The sequence below is a fragment of the Paraburkholderia fungorum genome (assembly GCF_003610895.1).
Classification (GTDB): Bacteria; Pseudomonadota; Gammaproteobacteria; order Burkholderiales; family Burkholderiaceae; genus Paraburkholderia; species Paraburkholderia fungorum_B.
The window spans coordinates 347,105-363,536 of the sequence record NZ_MCAS01000001.1 but is presented as its reverse complement, the minus strand read 5'-3'; the positions used below and the strand labels follow the sequence as shown (position 1 = coordinate 363,536).

Genomic DNA, 16,432 nt, shown 5'->3' with positions numbered 1-16,432 from the left:
ACTCACATGCGACGGCATGTTCGATGGGTAGGGCCAATCGCTCTCGCCGGGAGTCAGCACGGTAGTTATTCGGTCAGCGTGCATCCGGCTCGTCTCCAGACGCGCGTAGCGGGCCTAGCTTTTTCATGACCTTCGTTCCGCTCGACATCGAAAATTCGTGCGATTGTCGCGCACTAACGGACGTTCAGAGCGAATTACGTGGCTGTCCGTATCGGGTCGAAACTACCCATTCGTTGAACTCGGTAGCGGTCGTTCGCCGATGGCGCTTGACCAACGACCGGTGAGCCTCAGAGAGCCGGCATATCCGCTTCGACGGACGACCGCCGGCTAAGGCCGAATATCAGCCGTTTGCAAATATCGAATGGGACCACTTGATAAGCTGCGTTGCGGATAGCGCCGAACGGCGGCGCTGGTCCACCAGAACGGTTTCACAGCAGCAGCCAACCCGACCACGCCTCAAAAAACCTACTTCACCGCCCCCAAAGCCAACCCCTTAACCAGGAACCGCTGCAACCAGGCAAACACAACAGAAACCGGCAAAGTCGCACAGAGAGTAGCGGCCATCACCAAATGCCACTCAACAACATACTTCCCAGCCACCATATCGGTCACTTGAACGGTAAGAGTCTTATTCTCCGGCGACCGAATCAACGTATAAACCACCGCAAACTCATTCCACGCATTGATAAACGTAAAGATCGCAGTAACAACAATCGCTGGCACGGCAAGCGGTAGAAAAACCTTAAAAACAGCCCTGGTCCTCCCACACCCCTCCAACCACGCCGACTCCTCCAGATCCCTCGGCACCGTCTGAAAGTAAGAAGACAACATCCAAACCGCAAACGCGATGTTAAAAGCCGCATAAGAAACGATGACGCCAATCTTGGAGTCAACCAGATTCCCATCCCCATAAGGAATCATCGCTGCGAGCCGGAACAAGCCAACCACCAGCAAGATTGGCGACAACATCTGCGTCACCAGCAGAAACTGCGAATACAACCCTTTCCCACGAAACGGAAACCTGGCCAACGCATAAGCCGCCGGCAAGCTCACAGCCAGCGCCAACGCAGTCGACAAAAAGCTGATCACACAGCTATTCCTCAGCGCGACCCCAAAGTTAGCCGCAACCCACATATCCGAAAAATTGCTCCACTGCCAATGCACAGGCAACCACCGCGCCGGATAAACAAAGATCTCCGTAGCCGGCTTCAAAGCAGTAAACAGCATCACAGCAAACGGAAACAGCACCGCCACAATCAACGGCGACAGTGCCAACCAGCACCACAGCGAGCGCTTCATCTTGACGCTGAGACTCATGACGTCTCTCCTTCTTTCGCGGGCTGCAGGCGCAGATAAGCGATCGAGAAAACGAACAGCATGACGAGCATGATCAGCGATACCGCCGCGGCTTCGCCGGGACGGCCCAGCCGGAACCCAAGCTCATAGAGATACGTGACAAGAATATGCGTGCCGTTATCCGGCCCGCCTTGCGTCATCACCCAGATGATCGGGAAAGAATTGAACACGTAGATCACGTTCAACAGAATCGTCATGTTGATGAACGGCCGCAGGAGCGGCATCGTCAGCTTGCGAAACTGCTGCCACGCACTGGCGCCATCCATGCGCGCGGCTTCGTAAATGTCACCCGGCACCGACGACAATCCGCCCAGCAGAATCGTCACCGTAAATGGAATCGACACCAGAATACCAACCGCGATCTCCACCGGAAACGCGAGCTCCGGCGTCGCGAGCCAATGTATCGGACCGTTGATCAAGCCCAGCCGTTGCAACGTCACATTGACCATGCCGTAGTCGTCGTTGAAGGCCCAGCGCCACACCACGGCGGTCATCGTCAGGGAGACGGACCACGGCAGCATCACAATCGTGCGCGCCACGCCGCGTCCATAGAAGTCCTGATTCAGAATCAGCGCGACCGGCACCGAAATCAGCACCGTGCCGCCCACCACGCACACGGTCCAGACAATCGTCCGCTTAGCAGCAGCGAGAAACGCTGGGTCGGTGAAAATCGTAATGAAGTTCTGCAGTCCGGTGAAATCGCGGATCGCGCCGAAGCGCGAGACGTCGTGCAGCGATTGCCACACGATGTTGAAAATTGGATAGCTGATGATGAAAAGCGCCAATACCAGACTCGGCGCAATCAGCAACCAGGGCGCCTGCAGGCGCGAAGAAGCGGAACGGCTCATGCGTGCTCGATCGTAAGACGCGTCCTCATTGAAAAAGAGGCGCGACGGGATGGGCCGGATAGTGCATTACATCCATGACAACCGAAACGCGCGCCGCCTTCGTAACGGCGGCGCGCGTTCCGTGTTCAGCAAATTTCAGCGAATCGCTACGAGACTACGCGTTTCACTTGCCGAGCGACTTGTTCGCCTGCGTTGCCGCGGCATTCAAAGCGTCGGCGGGCGTTGCCTTGCCCAGGTAGATCGATTGCATTGCATCGGTCACAGCCTTCGCGGTGTCTTCCCAACCGGTCACGGTCGGCGCGAAGTGAGCCGTCGGCAGCAGCGCGACGAAAGCTTTGGTGTCCGGATCGTTGAATGCCGGATCGGTTGCCTCGGCCTTGGTGGTCGGCAGGAAACCTTCGGTCGTCGTGAACTCGACGCGCGGTTCCTTCGTGAACAGATAGTCGAGGAACTTCCAGGCGGACTTCTTCACCTTCGAGTTCTTGAACATCACGATCGAGTCAGTCACCGCATACGTGGCGTGCGTCGTGCCCATCGGGATCGGATCGATGCCGTACTTCAGATTCGGTGCTTCCTTCTTGATCTGCTTGGCGAGGAACGGTGCGGAGATCATCATCGCCACACGGCCCTGCTTGAACAGGTTCTGCACGTCTTCACGGCTGTAGCCGGTCACGCCAGGCTGCGTCAAACCCTGGTCGATCATGGTCTTGTAGAGCGTAGCGGCCTTGATGCCGGCCGGCGAATTGAACGCTGCCTTGCCGTCCTTGCCGACCACGTCGCCGCCATTGGTCCACAGCGCGTAGTAATAGTAGACGTCGGTTTCGATTTCCTTGCCTTGCAAACCGAAGCCGGCAATGCCTTGTGCCTTCAGTTTCTTCGACGCGTCGATCACGTCATTCCACGTTTTCGGGCCGTCGGGATAGCCGACTTTCGCCAGCAGATCCTTGTTGTAGTAAAGCGCCCGCGCGGAAGCGGCGATCGGCAGGCCATACACCTTGCCGTTGATCTCGCCCGGTGCGAGGAACGGACCAATGAAGCGGCTCTTGAAGCTGGCGTCCATGTAGCCGTCGAGCGGCTCGGCTACGTCGTCCTTGACGAAGTCGAGCAGCCAGCGCGTACCGACGATCGCCAGATCGGCGTTGGCGCCGCCGGAGATGTCCGTTTGCAGTTTCTGTTGCAGCGTGTCCCAGTTCACGTCTTCGATCTTGATCGTCGTGCCGGGATTGGCTTTCTCGAAGTTACGGGCCATCTTTTCGAAGTACGGCGCGGTCGCATCGCTGTAGTGCGCGACCGTCACGCGAACCGTGTCGGCGTGAGCCGCGACGGCGATACCTGCAAACGCGAGCGCCACGGCAACTTTGCCGAGCGCGAGGGAAGCACGGGCATGCAACGACATTTCTCTCTCTCCTGTGTCGATCGGAGTTAGCGGGTTAGTGCTTGCTCCGGTCCCATCCGATGGTGGTGGGGGTGGTCTGCTGCCGTCGCCGGCCGCGTTGGTTGAAATTGTTTGAAAAAATCCTACATGACGCAAAATAGCTTGTCACGTAGGGTCTGCCATATTTTTTCTTGGCGGGTTTTGTGCATAAGATGCTGTAAAGCAGGGGTATTCTGCGTAACGCGAAGTCACGAATATCCAATCTTCGGGATGACTAGACAACTGCGCGACACCGGATTTGTAGGAAATTTACACGCTAAACCGGTGTTGCAACGCGGTTGAGGAGCGAGGTCGGACATGAATCGTGTGGTGTTGGTGACGGGCGCTTGCGGCGGGATTGGCAGCGTGTTGTGCAAGCGCTTCGTGGAGCAGGGCGACACCGTGCTGGCGCTCGATATCGACGCGACGGCCCTTCGCACCCTGGTGGCGCAACTCGGCGAGGCGCATGTCACGCCGATCGCGGTCGATCTCGGCGACGCTGCCGCAGTGCAGCAGGCGGTGGCCGTTGCGGTCAAGGCGCGCGGTCCGGTGGACGTGCTGGTCGCCAACGCGGGCGCCGCCAAGGGGATGACGCTCGCTACGACCGATGCGGCCAGTTGGCAGCGCGACATCCACCTGAATCTGAACGGCACGTATCACACGGTGGAAGCGGTGCGCGCCTCGATGATCGAACGGCAGAAGGGCGCGCTGGTGCTGATCGGATCGGTGAACGGCATGGCCGCGCTCGGGCATCCGGCATATAGCGCGGCAAAGGCGGGGCTCATCAGCTACACGAAGGCGCTGGCGATCGAGCTGGGCCGCTTTGGCATCCGCGCGAACATCGTCTGTCCGGGCACGGTGAAGACGCAGGCGTGGCAGGCGCGCGTCGACAAGAATCCGCAGGTCTTCGAGGATCTGAAGAAGTGGTACCCGTTGCGCGACTTCGCGACGCCCGACGACATCGCCGATGCGGTGATGTTTCTCGCCTCGCCAATGGCGCGTGTGATTACCGGCGTCGCGTTGCCGGTCGACGGTGGGCTGATGGCCGGCAACCGCTTGATGGCGGAAGAACTGACGCTGGAATCGCTTTGAATTGATTTGCCCCGCTTTAACCTGATTTAACCCGCTTTAACCCGCTTTAACCCGATGGCGCGGCCTGTTCCCTGTTCGGCGCAACAGGGCGGCAAGACGATGCAGTAAGACGATGAGGACAGCATGGCAGCAGTGCAACTGAGCGGCATCTTCAAACGCTATGGCGACACGCAAGTGGTGCACGGCATCGACCTCGACATCGATGACGGCGAGTTCGTCGTGCTGGTCGGCCCGTCGGGTTGCGGCAAGAGCACGCTGATGCGCATGGTGGCGGGGCTCGAGGAAATCAGCGGCGGCGATCTGATGATCGGCGGCACGCGCGCGAATACGCTCGCGCCGCAACAGCGCAATATCTCGATGGTGTTCCAGAGCTACGCGCTCTATCCGCATCTTTCGGTCTACGAAAACATCGCGTTCGGGCCGCGGATTCGCAAGGAGTCGTCGGCGAGCTTCAAGCCGCGGATCGAGGCCGCCGCGAAGATGCTGAATCTCGGCGGCTATCTGGATCGTTTGCCGCGTGCGCTATCGGGCGGTCAGCGTCAGCGGGTGGCGATGGGCCGCGCGGTGGTGCGCGAGCCGTCGTTGTTTCTGTTCGACGAACCGCTGTCCAATCTCGACGCCAAACTGCGCGTGCAGATGCGCACGGAAATCAAGGCGCTGCATCAGCGTCTGAAGAATACGGTGATCTACGTCACGCACGATCAGATCGAAGCCATGACCATGGCCGACCGCATCGTCGTGATGAACGCGGGGCGGATCGAACAGATCGGGCGTCCGCTGGAACTGTACGACCATCCGGCCAATCTGTTCGTCGCGAGCTTCCTCGGCTCGCCGTCGATGAATTTCGCGGAAGGCGTGCTGGTCAATCGTGTGGAAGGGCAGGGTTTCGCGCTAAAACTGACCGACGGCGGCCAGATCGTGCTGGAAGGCACCCCGGCGTCAGCGGTGGTCGGCGCGAAGGTCACGCTTGGCGTGCGCCCCGAACATATCGAAACCATGGCTGACAGGCCGGACGCCACGATGGAAGTCGAAGTGGTGGAGCCGACTGGCGCCGAGACCCACTTGTACGGGAAAATAGGCGGCAGCACGTGGTGCGTGACGACTCGCCAGCGCTCGAAAGTCGAGCCCGGTCAGCGCGTCACGCTGCGCCTGCCGGCCGAGCATATTCATCTGTTCGATACGGAGAGTGGACGCAGGCTGGTCTGAACCGCGTGTTGCCGCTTGAGGTTGATTCAAGCTGATTGAAGCTGCGACGCGACGCGGATTCATTTAACCCTTAAGGAACACCGGGTGTCCGCACCGAACTTGATTCCCCACATCCGCGGCGCACTAGCCAGTTTGCGGCCCGCCGAGCGCAAAGTCGCCGACATGGTGCTGAGCGACGTCGACTTTGCGATGCGCGCGAGCATCACTGAACTCGCGCAGCGCGCGGACGTGTCCGAGCCTTCCGTCACGCGCTTTTGCCGCGCGATCGGTGCGCATGGTCTGCGCGACTTCAAGATGCAATTGGCGCAGAGCGTGGCGGGCGGGGTGCCGTATGCGTCGACCGCGGTGGCGCGTGACGACGATGCGCGTACGTTGATGGACAAGGTGGGGGAAGCCGCCGTCGATGGAATTACCCATGCATGCGGCGCGCTGGACCCGGCGGTGTTCGAGAGCGCGATTGCGGCCTTGTCGAGCGCGGGGCGGGTTTTCTTCTTCGGCGTGGGCTCGGGCTCGGGACTCGTCGCGCAAGATGCGGCGTTGAGGTTCTTGCGCCTGGATATCGCGGCTACCGCGTTTACCGACGGTCATCTGCAACGTCTTTACGCGGGTCTGATGGAGCCGGGCGACGTAGCGTTCGCGATTTCGCACTCGGGCCGCAGCGTCGAAGTGAATGAAAGCATTCAGATTGCCAAGGAGCGTGGCGCGACGACGATTGCACTGACCAACGTCGGCTCGCGGCTCGCCTGGTTGGTCGATATTCCGTTGCTGCTGCGCGTGCCGAGTCCGGTCGATCCGAATACGCCAGGCGTGTCGCGGCTCGTGCATCTGTGCATCATGGACGCGCTGGCGATCGGCGTCGCGTTGAAGGCCGGCCCCAAGACGCTTGAAAAGATGCGGCATGCGAAGGCCCGCTTGTCGTCGCATGAGCCCGAGGCGAGAGGGGATTGACCTGGATGGTCCGCTCCCCGAGCCCTGCGGCGAGTGCATAAAACGTGTGACTCGCGTGTGACCCGCGTGTGAAAAGTGCCTGAGGCGTCAGGCTGCTTCAGGCCGCCATGCGATCATCCCCGCCGTGCGTGCTCGAACTTCCGGCGAAGCCAGACAGGTCGCAACGGCCTCGTATCCTGGCGTGCCCGGATAAGCGGCGACGAGCGTGGGCGGGCTGTGATTGGCCGGGCACAGAATAATGGATTCGTCCGGGCCGATTGCGGCCAGATCCAGGATCGCGGAAGAGCGCGTCATCAGAAACAGTGCGCGGCCGCCTGCTTTAGCGCGTTGACGCAGATGGACGATCAACGCTTCCTGCGTGGCCTGATCCAGCCCTTGCTCCACCATGTCGACGACAAGCGTGGCCGGCCCTTCGGATTCCAGTTCGACAAGCAAGGTGGTGAGCGCTTCCGATTCCACAGCGCCCTCGCCGATGAGCCACGCCAACGTCCGATCTACTCGTGATTTGAGCGCCACGTCCGCTGCCATGCGGGCTAGCGCTGCGGCATGGCCATCCTGTATCCGCTCAAGGCCAAGGAACGCGGCATTCGGCAGCTTCTCCGCAAGGCACAGTGCCAGGCGCGTCTTACCGCTTCCCAACGGGCCAATGATGTAGTTCAGCGGCCGGATCTCGCGAAGTTCGAACCGCTCGCCACCCCATGGCCAGGGAAGGTCGAAGGCCGTGCCGGATGTGACGCCAGGATTGAGCAGGCGTGTCAGTTCTCCGTCGGCAGGCGCCCGGCCCTCGGCGAGACCCGCGCGTAGCCCCCTGACCTTCGCAATCGTGTCCACAAGCTGGCGAATGCCCGCTTCAAGCTTCGCTTCGTGGGACGCCAGGGCGGGCTCCAGACTTTGAGGGTCGCCTTCCAGCACCTGTGCCACCTGGGCGAGGCTAAGGCCAAGCGAGCGCAGGGCCACGATTTCCGCCGCGCGAGTCATTTCGCCCGGGCCATAGCTGCGATACCCGGCAACCGTGCGTGATGGCGTGACCAGGCCGCGCTGCTCGTAGAGCCGCAAGGCCTTGGTCGAGACGCCGAGCTGCCGCGCGGCTTCGGAAGCATTCAGATAGGGAGTGGAACAATGCATGAGTCACCTCTGTGTTTGCTGACCACTCGCATCATGAGGCTGGCCCTTGGGGCCGGGTCAACACGATATTGACAGAGTGCGGCATCGTTTTCGCGTCATCGTTTTACAACGAACCGCGCGCACCATAAAATCCGCCGGACTGGCTGAATCCGTCAATGCACCGCGCATTGTCCGATGCGTATCGTAAGAACGCATTGTTAAACGACACCCGAAGGGAAAATGAAAAAGCTCATTGCTTCAGCCCTGCTGTGCTTGCCCCTGCTCGCCCACGCCGGTACTGACGCCACCGCCGGCTGCCAGTCGCAGCTGTCCACATGGATGAAGACCTTGCATCCCGGCCGGCAACTCGACACCGAGCATGCAGCATGCAAAGTCTGGCCCGCGGACCCTTCACTGACGTTGGCCGTGCAAGCACTTCCGCAAGCAGGCAATACAGACGACGAAGGCGAGTACGACGTCGAAGTGCTGGTCGCCGACAGCAAGTCGGGTGCAATCATCGCGCATGCCTATGAACCGTCCGCGATCAGCTCGGACGCGATCCGCTTCAGTCAGATCGATCTGGACACGGCGCGCTATCAACTCACGCCGCAATTGCGTGCGTTCGGCGTTCGCGTGACCTACGAGGGCGCGTCGCGCGTCAATCCGTACGAGGGTCAGGCGCTGAGTCTGTATGTGCTGGACGGTCATACGCTGCGCCGGGTGGTCGACGATCTGGCTGTCCAGAACAACTCCGGCGAATGGGACGGCAATTGCGCCGGCACATTCTCGGCCACCACGCGCACGCTCGCCATCGGTCCGGCCAACAGCGCGGGTTACGCGACACTGCGCGTCGGCGAAACCTCGAAGGAAAGCGTCAGCAAGCAGACGAGCAAAGACTGCGTATCGACCGATCGCTCTTCGAAGCGCAGCACCACCACGCTCGAATACGACGGTAGCGCTTACCGCGTGCCCAAAGCCTTGCACTATGAATGACGGCGGGACAGCGACGATGCGGCGGCGAGTGCGTGGCGCGCTCGCTGCTTGCACTGTGTCGCTGCTGGTGTCGACGCTGATGTTCATCAGCGCTTGCAGCAAGCCGCCCACGCCGCTCTCGAACGACGCCTATCTCTGGCAACGCAAATGGACACCGTCCGTCACGTCGGCGGTCGAGCAAAGCCGCGATTTGATCCAGACATGGCATGTGCTCGCCGCGGAAAAAGACGCCAAAGATGACTGGACCGTCGTTTCGCCCGATTGGACGACCCTCGCCGCAACGCATGCGCCAGTAATCGCCGTCATCCGGATCGACGGCCAACTCGACGACCTGAACACGCTGCCTGTCGCGCGCATCGTCAAGCTTGCCGCCGACTGGAAGCAGCGCGGCGTCCCGCTTGCGGCGGTCGAAATCGATCATGACTGCGCGACGTCCAGGCTCGCCGCTTATACACAATTCCTCGCCGCGCTGCGCGCGCAACTCGATCCCGCCGTCAAACTGGCGATCACCGCATTGCCCACCTGGCTCGACAGCCCCGCGCTCGACGCGCTGCTGGCCCAACCGGACGAATCCATTCTGCAGGTGCACGCGGTCATGAACCCGGCGCGAGGTCTGTTCGATCCGACGCAGGCGCGTGCGTGGCTGCGCGAGTTCTCACAGCGTACGAAGCGTCCGTGGCGCGTCGCGTTGCCGACTTACGGTTCGCGCGTGACATGGGGCGACGACGGCCGCGTGGCCGGCATCGAAAGCGAGCGGCCGATGTTGCTCGCCAACGGCTTCGCGCAAGGCGTCTCGCACGAACTCGTCGCGCAACCGGAGCAGATCGGCGCTTTCGTCGCTCAGATCGAGCGTGATGCGTTGCCCGGACTCAAGGGCGTCGTCTGGTTCCGTCTCCCCACCGATGCCGACGAACGCGCCTGGAGTCTCGCCACCTGGCGTGCCGTGCTTACGCGCGCGCCGCTGACGGCCGCCATTGCCGCCGACGTGCGCCAAAGCGCGCAGCAACCGGGTCTCTTCGACGTCTCACTCGTCAGCGGCGGCAATGCCGACGCGCCGCTGCCCGCTGTCGTGCGCGCCGATGCCTCATGCGAAGCCGCCGACGGCATCAACGGCTACGCACTCGACTACGACGCGCACGGCATGCTGCTGCGCCGCGTTCAACCCGGTTTGCTGCGTGCCGGAATGCGCCGCGACATCGGTTGGCTTCGCTGCGGCGAAGTCGATAACAAAAAGGTCTCTGTTCATGTTGAACCGTAAATATCTTGCGTTCGGTGGCGGATTCGCGTTGCTGGCTGGCGCGGTGATCGTCCATGCGTGCGGACCGTTTTTCCCGCTGCAGTTGCTCGACAATCGCGCCGGTACGCTGTCCGGCACGCCGAACAATTCGTTTGCGTACGAGGCTGCGCGTCTCGTGACGCCGGCCGATCATCTGCTCGCGCCTGAAGCGGTGCACGTGCCGGCGGGGCAGCAGCCGGCCGATCCTGCCAAGGCGGTGTTGGCGGGTCTCTCGCCAGAACAGATCGCGACGCTCGCTGCGATGGCCAAGGCCGCGGATGGTGACACCGCGTACGCAATGGGCGCGGGCGTGCCGGATGCGCAGCGGCTCTTTGCTGCCGCGGACGTCGATTTTGCGCACGCGCTGGCGGCTTGCACGAGCACGGCAAACGCAGCGCCGGATGCGGTTGCATCCAGCGCAAATGCAGCCGCTTCAGATGCGGCCGCGTCCGACGCCTCACCCGCAACCAACGCAACCAACGCAACCAACGCAGCAAACACACCAGCCGCCCAATCCAGCTGCGCCGCCCGCGAACCGCTACTCAGCCGCGCGGCGACCCGGCTCGATGCGGTCCTAGCATTACCCGCTTCCACCGGCGCCCCACGCGCGGTAGCCGCCGCGACCGAGCTTGCGGCGATCGCCCAGGCACGGGCGGACGACTGTACGGGCGGCGACGCCTGCGCGGCCCTCACGGCAGCGTTACCGGCTGCCTACGCAAAAGCGCGCACGCTTGCGGCGAACGGCGCCCCCGATCCCGAAGGCCTTGCCGTGGCCAGCTTCGGCGACGAAGCGCTCACTTATCTGCACAACAAGAAAACCGGCAAACAATGCGACTACCGCAGTTTTCTGAATAGCACGCCGTGCGCGGCGGCGATCACGCCGGCGAATCTGAAACAGGCCATCAACCTCTATGCGCAACAGGCGGCACGCGGTGGCAGCAGCGGCTTGCAATCCATGCGCTTCATCGCTGCGTGGGCTCTCGCCGGGAAGGCGCGCGTCGCGTCGCTGATCGACGACCCGGTCGCGCAACGTCTTCTGGTCGCGTATGCGCTCGCGCGTGAAGGCGAGATCGTCGACGATCAACCGGCGAGCGCGTCCGAGTACTACGGCGGCTACGACAACAGTTACGGCCCCACCGGTTATGCCGATGCCGCTCGCGGCGACAAGCGCATCAAAGCCAACCCGGCGTTGGCGTCGCTGGTCGAGGCGATCGAGCAACGGGGCATCGATCATGTGGCGGGCGCCGACCGCCTCGCCGCGCTCGCCTATCGAGTCGGCCGTTACGATTTCGCCAGTGCGCTGGTGACGCGTGAGCACAGCGCACTCGCAAGCTGGGTGAGCGCAAAGCTTGCCTTACGCCGTGGCGATACGGCGGCTGCCGTGCAGGCTTATGCGCAGGCTTCCAAAGCATTCCCCACCGCCGATTCGAGCGTCGAATCGGCCGGCGCGCTGTTGATCAAGGGCGAGCAGGCGGTGCTGACGCTCTCGCGCGGCCAGTATGTCGAGGCACTCGGCTATCTGTTCGACGCGGCGTCACGGCAGGACAAGGGCGGCATGGATGACGATTCCGTCTCCGAGGTCGCCTACGGCAGCGACATGGCCTATATCGCCGAGCGCGTGCTCACCACGGACGAACTGAAACACTTCGTCGATGCGCGTGTACCGGCATCGGCGGTGCCGCCGGTGCCGGCGTCCGACACGGGCGCGGATGCCTACTATGCGTTGCGCCAGACCACCGCCGATACCTTGCGTTATATGCTCGCGCGCCGTCTCGTGCGCGATGGCCGGATCGACGAAGCGCTACCGTATTTTCCTGCCGACAACGATCCGCGCTACAGCACCTTCAGTTGGGAAGGCGGCCAGACGACCCGCAAGCAATTGCAGCTTCGCAAGCTCGCACGCGACTATGCAGCCGCGCTCGACGAGGCGCAGCATGCGTGGATGCGTACCAACCGCGCGCATGGCTGGTTCGACGCGGCGACGCTCGCGAAGCAGTACGGCATGGAGTTGATGGGCTACGAGCAAGGGCCGGACTATCACGACGTCGACGGTGCGTTCGCAGGCGGATCGGGACGCTCAGGCGTTGTTGCTCCGCGTCTGAATCGGGCCTCCGATGCAGGCGCGGCCAGTGCGGCCGCGGTGCCGGATACGCCGGCGGCGCGTGCGCAGGAGGATCTCGCTGGACCGTTCGTCACCGCTGACGAGAAGCGCCGCTATGCGGCCAGCGAGAGCAAACCGCTGACGCGTTTTCACTACCGCGACATCGCTGCCGACTACATCGGCAAAGCGGCGGATGGATTGCCGCCGCGTTCGCAGGCGTTCGCCGCCGTGTTGTGCCGTGGGACGGACTGGATGCACAACGACGATCCGTCGCGCGCGCTCGGTTTTTATCAGCGCTATGTCAAGGAGGGGGCTTACGTCGACTTCGGCGGGCCGTTCGGCGCGCAGTGCCCCGAACCGGATTTCCGGGCCGCGGCGACGTTCACTTATACGCAGGCGTGGCGCGACGTAAAGCGCGATGCTGGGCGCAATAAGAAACGGGCGGCGTTGCTCGGGTTGTTGATCGCCGCGGGTGTGATCGGTGTGGGCGTGTGGCGCTATCGGAAGGTGAAGGCGCGGCGCGGTGAAGGTGGTGGCAAGTGATCTTGTATCGGTGAGAGCTTAGCGATCGTTTTCGTCCGAAAATGCTTCGGTAATAGCTTGCACGATCTGCGCACCCAACGCAGGCCGATCATTGAGTAGCGGATAGCGCTTGCGCAGGTTGTTCGACACACTGTTGTCGTTTTGCCGGACGCTGCGAATGATGCTGTCCAGATCGTTGTCCGGCGCTTCGAGAAACTCCTTGATGGCGCGCCGTGCTTTGTCGTTGGCGTGCAGAAAGCGCGCTTCGGCGCGCATTTCGTGCGTTAGCGTCACGTCGATCACGTCAGCAAGATAGATGACGTGCGCGGTCAGATCAGGGTAGCGCCAGGCGGGCAGCGCGTCGTTATAGGCCTGAAAATGCAGGTTGTATTCGACACCGTCCTGCGCGATCTCGGTCTTGCCGAACGAGTACTGGTCCGCATAGTGTTTCATCAGCGGACGCGAAAAGCGTTCGAGCACTTTGTCGTAAGCGGCGCGATCACGCGTGCTATGGGTGATTGTTGCGGACACCGGCAAGATGATAGGCGCGGGCACCGCGCCGTCGCGACGCAGAATGTCGTTGATCAGGAAGCGTGAAATGCGGCCATTGCCGTCCGCCATGGGATGCACGTAGACGAAGCCGAACGACGCCGCGGCCGCACGTACGATCGGCGCCCCCTCGGCGGTGCGTTCCAGGAAGCGGCTCAACCCTGCAAGCATCCTGTCGATGTGTTCCCAAGGCGGCGCGATGTAGTCGACTACTGGCTGATAGCGCGCGACATGTCCGACGTACACCGGCGAGCGACGGATGCCGTAACGCAAGGCTGACTGCCCGAGGATGCCGCGTTGCAAGACATCGAGCGTTTCAGCATCGAACGGATTCGCATGCTGTCCGCATTCGCTTTCCATGACCGCAGCAAAGCGGCGGATTCGATCCTCTCGATCCTGCTCGTGTTCGATCAGGAAGCTTGCGCGGCTTTCTTTGACCGTCAGCCAGACGGCGCTGCGCAAGATCAGATCGATGCCGTAGGCCGCTTCCAGTTCGGCCAACGGTGCGGCAAGGTCATAAGCTTCGGCGCGCTGGACTGCTTCGACACGTCGAATGACTGGGCAGAAATCACGATTTCCCGGCAGATTGTCGCGTATGCGCCAACGTGTGTTGTTGACCGGCGTGCCTACGATGAAGTCTTCGGGATTCAATGCATCGACATAGTTACCGCGGGAGGCACCTGGCGCGTTCAACGGTTCCGGCATTAACCATTCATAGAAGAAGCAGGCGCGGCGCGCATACGCGCCCGTGGGTTCGCGGACAATCCATGCCTCGAGTTCGTGCCGCACGGCTTGTAATGCATAGAGCCGTGCGAGGAATTCCAGATGGATGCCCTCGTACCTGAAGGCAAAGGTCAGGTTATCGGTCAGGCTGGCGGCCGGCCGGTAAGGTTCGGGGTAAACCTCCCGGCGAATGTCCTCGTCGGTGGACGTGGAGCGGATCCGCCCGATTTCGCTACGAACAGCGAAAGGGTGAACCGGCACGACGCCGTACGTGTTGGATAGCCATTGATAACCGATCTGCGGCATGATTTTCGATCTGGGGTGGCTGGGGCGCGCGAGGACACTCTATTTCGCTGAGTTTCGATTATTCGACTCTCAAAACGATTACAAAATGCCTGTTTTCCAAAAAAACGATTATACGGCGTTTGCGCATCGTTTCGATTACGAGCCTCGCAAAACGATTACAAAACCCCTATTTTTCAAAAAAACGATTACTTTCTCGCCCTTAAGGCGGCTTTTTCAGGCACCGCCCGCCACCGCCATCCACCCAAACCGCCGCGACAACCTCTGCGTTGCGGCAAGCAGGGTCTGCGCCGGGCCGCCCGCAAGCTCGCTGTCGAAGCTGCCGGTCGGCCCCATTAGCGCGAGCACGAGGCAGATGCTGCCGGTATGGTCCAACACCGGCGCAGCCAGGGTGTTGATGCCCGGCACCGGCCGGCTCAAGGCGGTGTCGATACCGTCCGTGCGAATTTGCGTGAGCCGCTGCGCGTAGGCTCTCGTCAACTGCGGCAGCGCGGGCGCAACGTCTTGGCGACCCACGGTGGATGAACCGTCCGCCGTCCCGGCAAAAATCTGCGCCGCGTCGGCCCCCGCCAGCCGCAAATGATCCTGCGCCAGCAAACCATTGCGCACATCGTCCGCGACATACGCGGCAAACACCCGCCCAATCGCCGTGTTCACCAGCGACATCACTGTGCCGACCCGCAGGCTCACGTGCAGCGGCCGCGCCGATTCCTCCAGCCGCACGACGGTCGGTCCGAGTGGGCCGAGCACCGCCATCGCGACGCTCATGCCCGTCGAGGCCGCCAGTTCGACCACTTCCGGCTCGGCTTCGCGCGTCGGCGACAAACGCTGTAAGCCGATCAAGCCAAGCTCCAGCGCTAGAGGCCCGGCTTCGAAGCAACCGGCCGCATCGCGACTGAGCAGGCCGATCTTGAGCAGACTCACCAGATGCGGAAACGCTTTGGCCGGCGGCATGCCGGCCGCCGCTGCAAGGTCGCGCAAGCTCAATGGACGTGCGGCCGAAACCAGAGCGCCAAGCAGTTCACCGGTGCTGTCGAGCGACTGGATGCCGCGCTGCGGTTTCGCATCGGCGGAAGCGGTGGAGGCAGCAGAAGAGGTGTCGAGAGAATCAGTCACGATGCGGAGGAAGCAAACAAGGAGGGCGCTGCCGCCAGTTCAGCGCTGATGTCATGAGCGGCGGCCAGTAGCGCGCGGGCCGTCGGGCCATTGGCGGCGACGTCGATCGAGCCGGTCGAACCGATGGCGGTCAGCGCGAGGCACAAGTGGCCGTTGGCGTCGAGCACCGGCGTGCTCAAACTGCTGATGCCCGGACTCGGTGCGTCGACGCTGAATGCGAGTCCGCGTGCGCGAATCTCGTTCAAAGCGGCCTCGAAGGCGGCGTTTTCGTCAGGCGGGGTCATGGCGCTATCCAGCGAGCCCGACTGATTCGCCCACATTACCGCCAGCGCCTCGCGTGGCAGATAAGCGCAAAACACGCGTCCGGTCGAGGTGGCCGGCAGCGACATCACCGTCCCCACATGCAGATTCACATGCAGCGGAAAGCCCGCGTGCTCATAGCGGACGATGGTCGGCCCTTGCGGCCCGGCAATACAGATGGCGACGCTAAACCCAATGGCTTCGGCCAATGCCGCCACACGCGGCACGGCGGCGCGAAACGCCGGCTGGTTCTCCAGATGCATCAAACCAAGCCGCAACGACAGCGGGCCGGGCTCGTAACGGCCCGACAACTCGTCGCGTTTGATCAGACCCAGGCGGCTCAGGCTCACCAGATAGGCGTGCGCTTGCCCCGGCGCGATCTGCGCGGCGGTGGCGAGATCGGACAATGCAAGCGGACTGCGTGCCTGTGCGAGCGCCAGCAACACGCGGCCGCCCACTTCAACGCTCTGAATCCCGCGCTGCGTCTTGCCGCCATCTGCCGTCTCGGTGCCGCCCGCGCCTTTGCCGGTGGCCGGTTTCGCTGCTTTGCTCACACCCGCGCTCGTCCGTAAAAAGGGTCC

The 16,432-nt window shown here is 62.4% G+C and carries 13 protein-coding genes; 6 read left to right on the top strand and 7 right to left on the bottom strand.

The features are described 5' to 3' along the window. Nucleotides 1-465 precede the first annotated feature (465 nt). The 3 genes from BCY88_RS01520 to BCY88_RS01510 form a co-directional block, all read right to left on the bottom strand. Nucleotides 466-1,317 carry a carbohydrate ABC transporter permease gene (locus BCY88_RS01520; RefSeq protein ID WP_120342502.1) on the bottom strand — a complete coding sequence of 284 codons (852 nt, stop codon included), beginning with the start codon at nt 1,315-1,317 and terminating at the stop codon, nt 466-468. After that, nucleotides 1,314-2,204 carry a carbohydrate ABC transporter permease gene (locus BCY88_RS01515; RefSeq protein ID WP_120342501.1) on the bottom strand — a complete coding sequence of 297 codons (891 nt, stop codon included), beginning with the start codon at nt 2,202-2,204 and terminating at the stop codon, nt 1,314-1,316. The genes BCY88_RS01520 and BCY88_RS01515 overlap by 4 nt, the downstream gene beginning before the upstream one ends. Nucleotides 2,205-2,367: 163 nt before the next feature. Continuing rightward, nucleotides 2,368-3,600 carry an ABC transporter substrate-binding protein gene (locus BCY88_RS01510; RefSeq protein WP_120342500.1) on the bottom strand — a complete coding sequence of 411 codons (1,233 nt, stop codon included), beginning with the start codon at nt 3,598-3,600 and terminating at the stop codon, nt 2,368-2,370. 336 nt (nt 3,601-3,936) lie between these two features. Here BCY88_RS01510 and BCY88_RS01505 point away from each other — a divergent pair, with 336 nt between their 5' ends. The 3 genes from BCY88_RS01505 (at nt 3,937) to BCY88_RS01495 (ending at nt 6,864) form a co-directional block, all read left to right on the top strand. After that, nucleotides 3,937-4,710, top strand: a complete 774-nt coding sequence (locus tag BCY88_RS01505) for an SDR family oxidoreductase (protein WP_120342499.1) — start codon at nt 3,937-3,939, stop codon at nt 4,708-4,710. A gap of 123 nt (nt 4,711-4,833) precedes the next feature. Beyond that, nucleotides 4,834-5,916, top strand: a complete 1,083-nt coding sequence (locus BCY88_RS01500) for an ABC transporter ATP-binding protein (protein ID WP_120342498.1) — start codon at nt 4,834-4,836, stop codon at nt 5,914-5,916. A gap of 84 nt (nt 5,917-6,000) precedes the next feature. Then, nucleotides 6,001-6,864, top strand: a complete 864-nt coding sequence (locus BCY88_RS01495; RefSeq protein ID WP_120342497.1) for a MurR/RpiR family transcriptional regulator — start codon at nt 6,001-6,003, stop codon at nt 6,862-6,864. An 87-nt stretch (nt 6,865-6,951) separates the two neighbouring features. On the opposite strand, the gene BCY88_RS01490 is transcribed toward BCY88_RS01495, so the two are convergent. Further along, nucleotides 6,952-7,989: a MerR family transcriptional regulator gene (locus tag BCY88_RS01490; RefSeq protein ID WP_120342496.1), complete on the bottom strand. Its 1,038-nt coding sequence runs from the start codon at nt 7,987-7,989 to the stop codon at nt 6,952-6,954. 219 nt (nt 7,990-8,208) lie between these two features. Here BCY88_RS01490 and BCY88_RS01485 point away from each other — a divergent pair, with 219 nt between their 5' ends. Genes BCY88_RS01485 through BCY88_RS01475 form a run of 3 tightly spaced genes read left to right on the top strand, consistent with a single transcriptional unit; the run spans nt 8,209 to nt 12,881 of the window. After that, complete coding sequence (locus tag BCY88_RS01485) at nt 8,209-8,961, top strand: PA3715 family protein (RefSeq protein ID WP_120342495.1); 753 nt, start codon at nt 8,209-8,211, stop codon at nt 8,959-8,961. A gap of 16 nt (nt 8,962-8,977) precedes the next feature. Beyond that, nucleotides 8,978-10,219 (top strand): DUF3142 domain-containing protein, encoded by a 1,242-nt coding sequence (locus tag BCY88_RS01480; RefSeq protein WP_259461183.1) that lies wholly within the window; start codon nt 8,978-8,980, stop codon nt 10,217-10,219. Then, complete coding sequence (locus BCY88_RS01475) at nt 10,206-12,881, top strand: hypothetical protein (protein WP_120342494.1); 2,676 nt, start codon at nt 10,206-10,208, stop codon at nt 12,879-12,881. The genes BCY88_RS01480 and BCY88_RS01475 overlap by 14 nt, the downstream gene beginning before the upstream one ends. Nucleotides 12,882-12,899: 18 nt before the next feature. Here the strand turns inward: BCY88_RS01475 and BCY88_RS01470 are convergent, their stop codons facing one another. The 3 genes from BCY88_RS01470 to BCY88_RS01460 all read right to left on the bottom strand — a co-directional run bounded on the left by BCY88_RS01470 (nt 12,900) and on the right by BCY88_RS01460 (nt 16,405). Next, nucleotides 12,900-14,438: a Fic family protein gene (locus BCY88_RS01470; RefSeq protein WP_120342493.1), complete on the bottom strand. Its 1,539-nt coding sequence runs from the start codon at nt 14,436-14,438 to the stop codon at nt 12,900-12,902. A 213-nt stretch (nt 14,439-14,651) separates the two neighbouring features. Continuing rightward, nucleotides 14,652-15,551: an IclR family transcriptional regulator gene (locus BCY88_RS01465; RefSeq protein ID WP_120342492.1), complete on the bottom strand. Its 900-nt coding sequence runs from the start codon at nt 15,549-15,551 to the stop codon at nt 14,652-14,654. Next, entirely contained in the window at nt 15,548-16,405 is an 858-nt protein-coding gene (locus tag BCY88_RS01460; RefSeq protein ID WP_120342491.1) for an IclR family transcriptional regulator, read from the bottom strand. The genes BCY88_RS01465 and BCY88_RS01460 overlap by 4 nt, the downstream gene beginning before the upstream one ends. Nucleotides 16,406-16,432 lie beyond the last annotated feature (27 nt).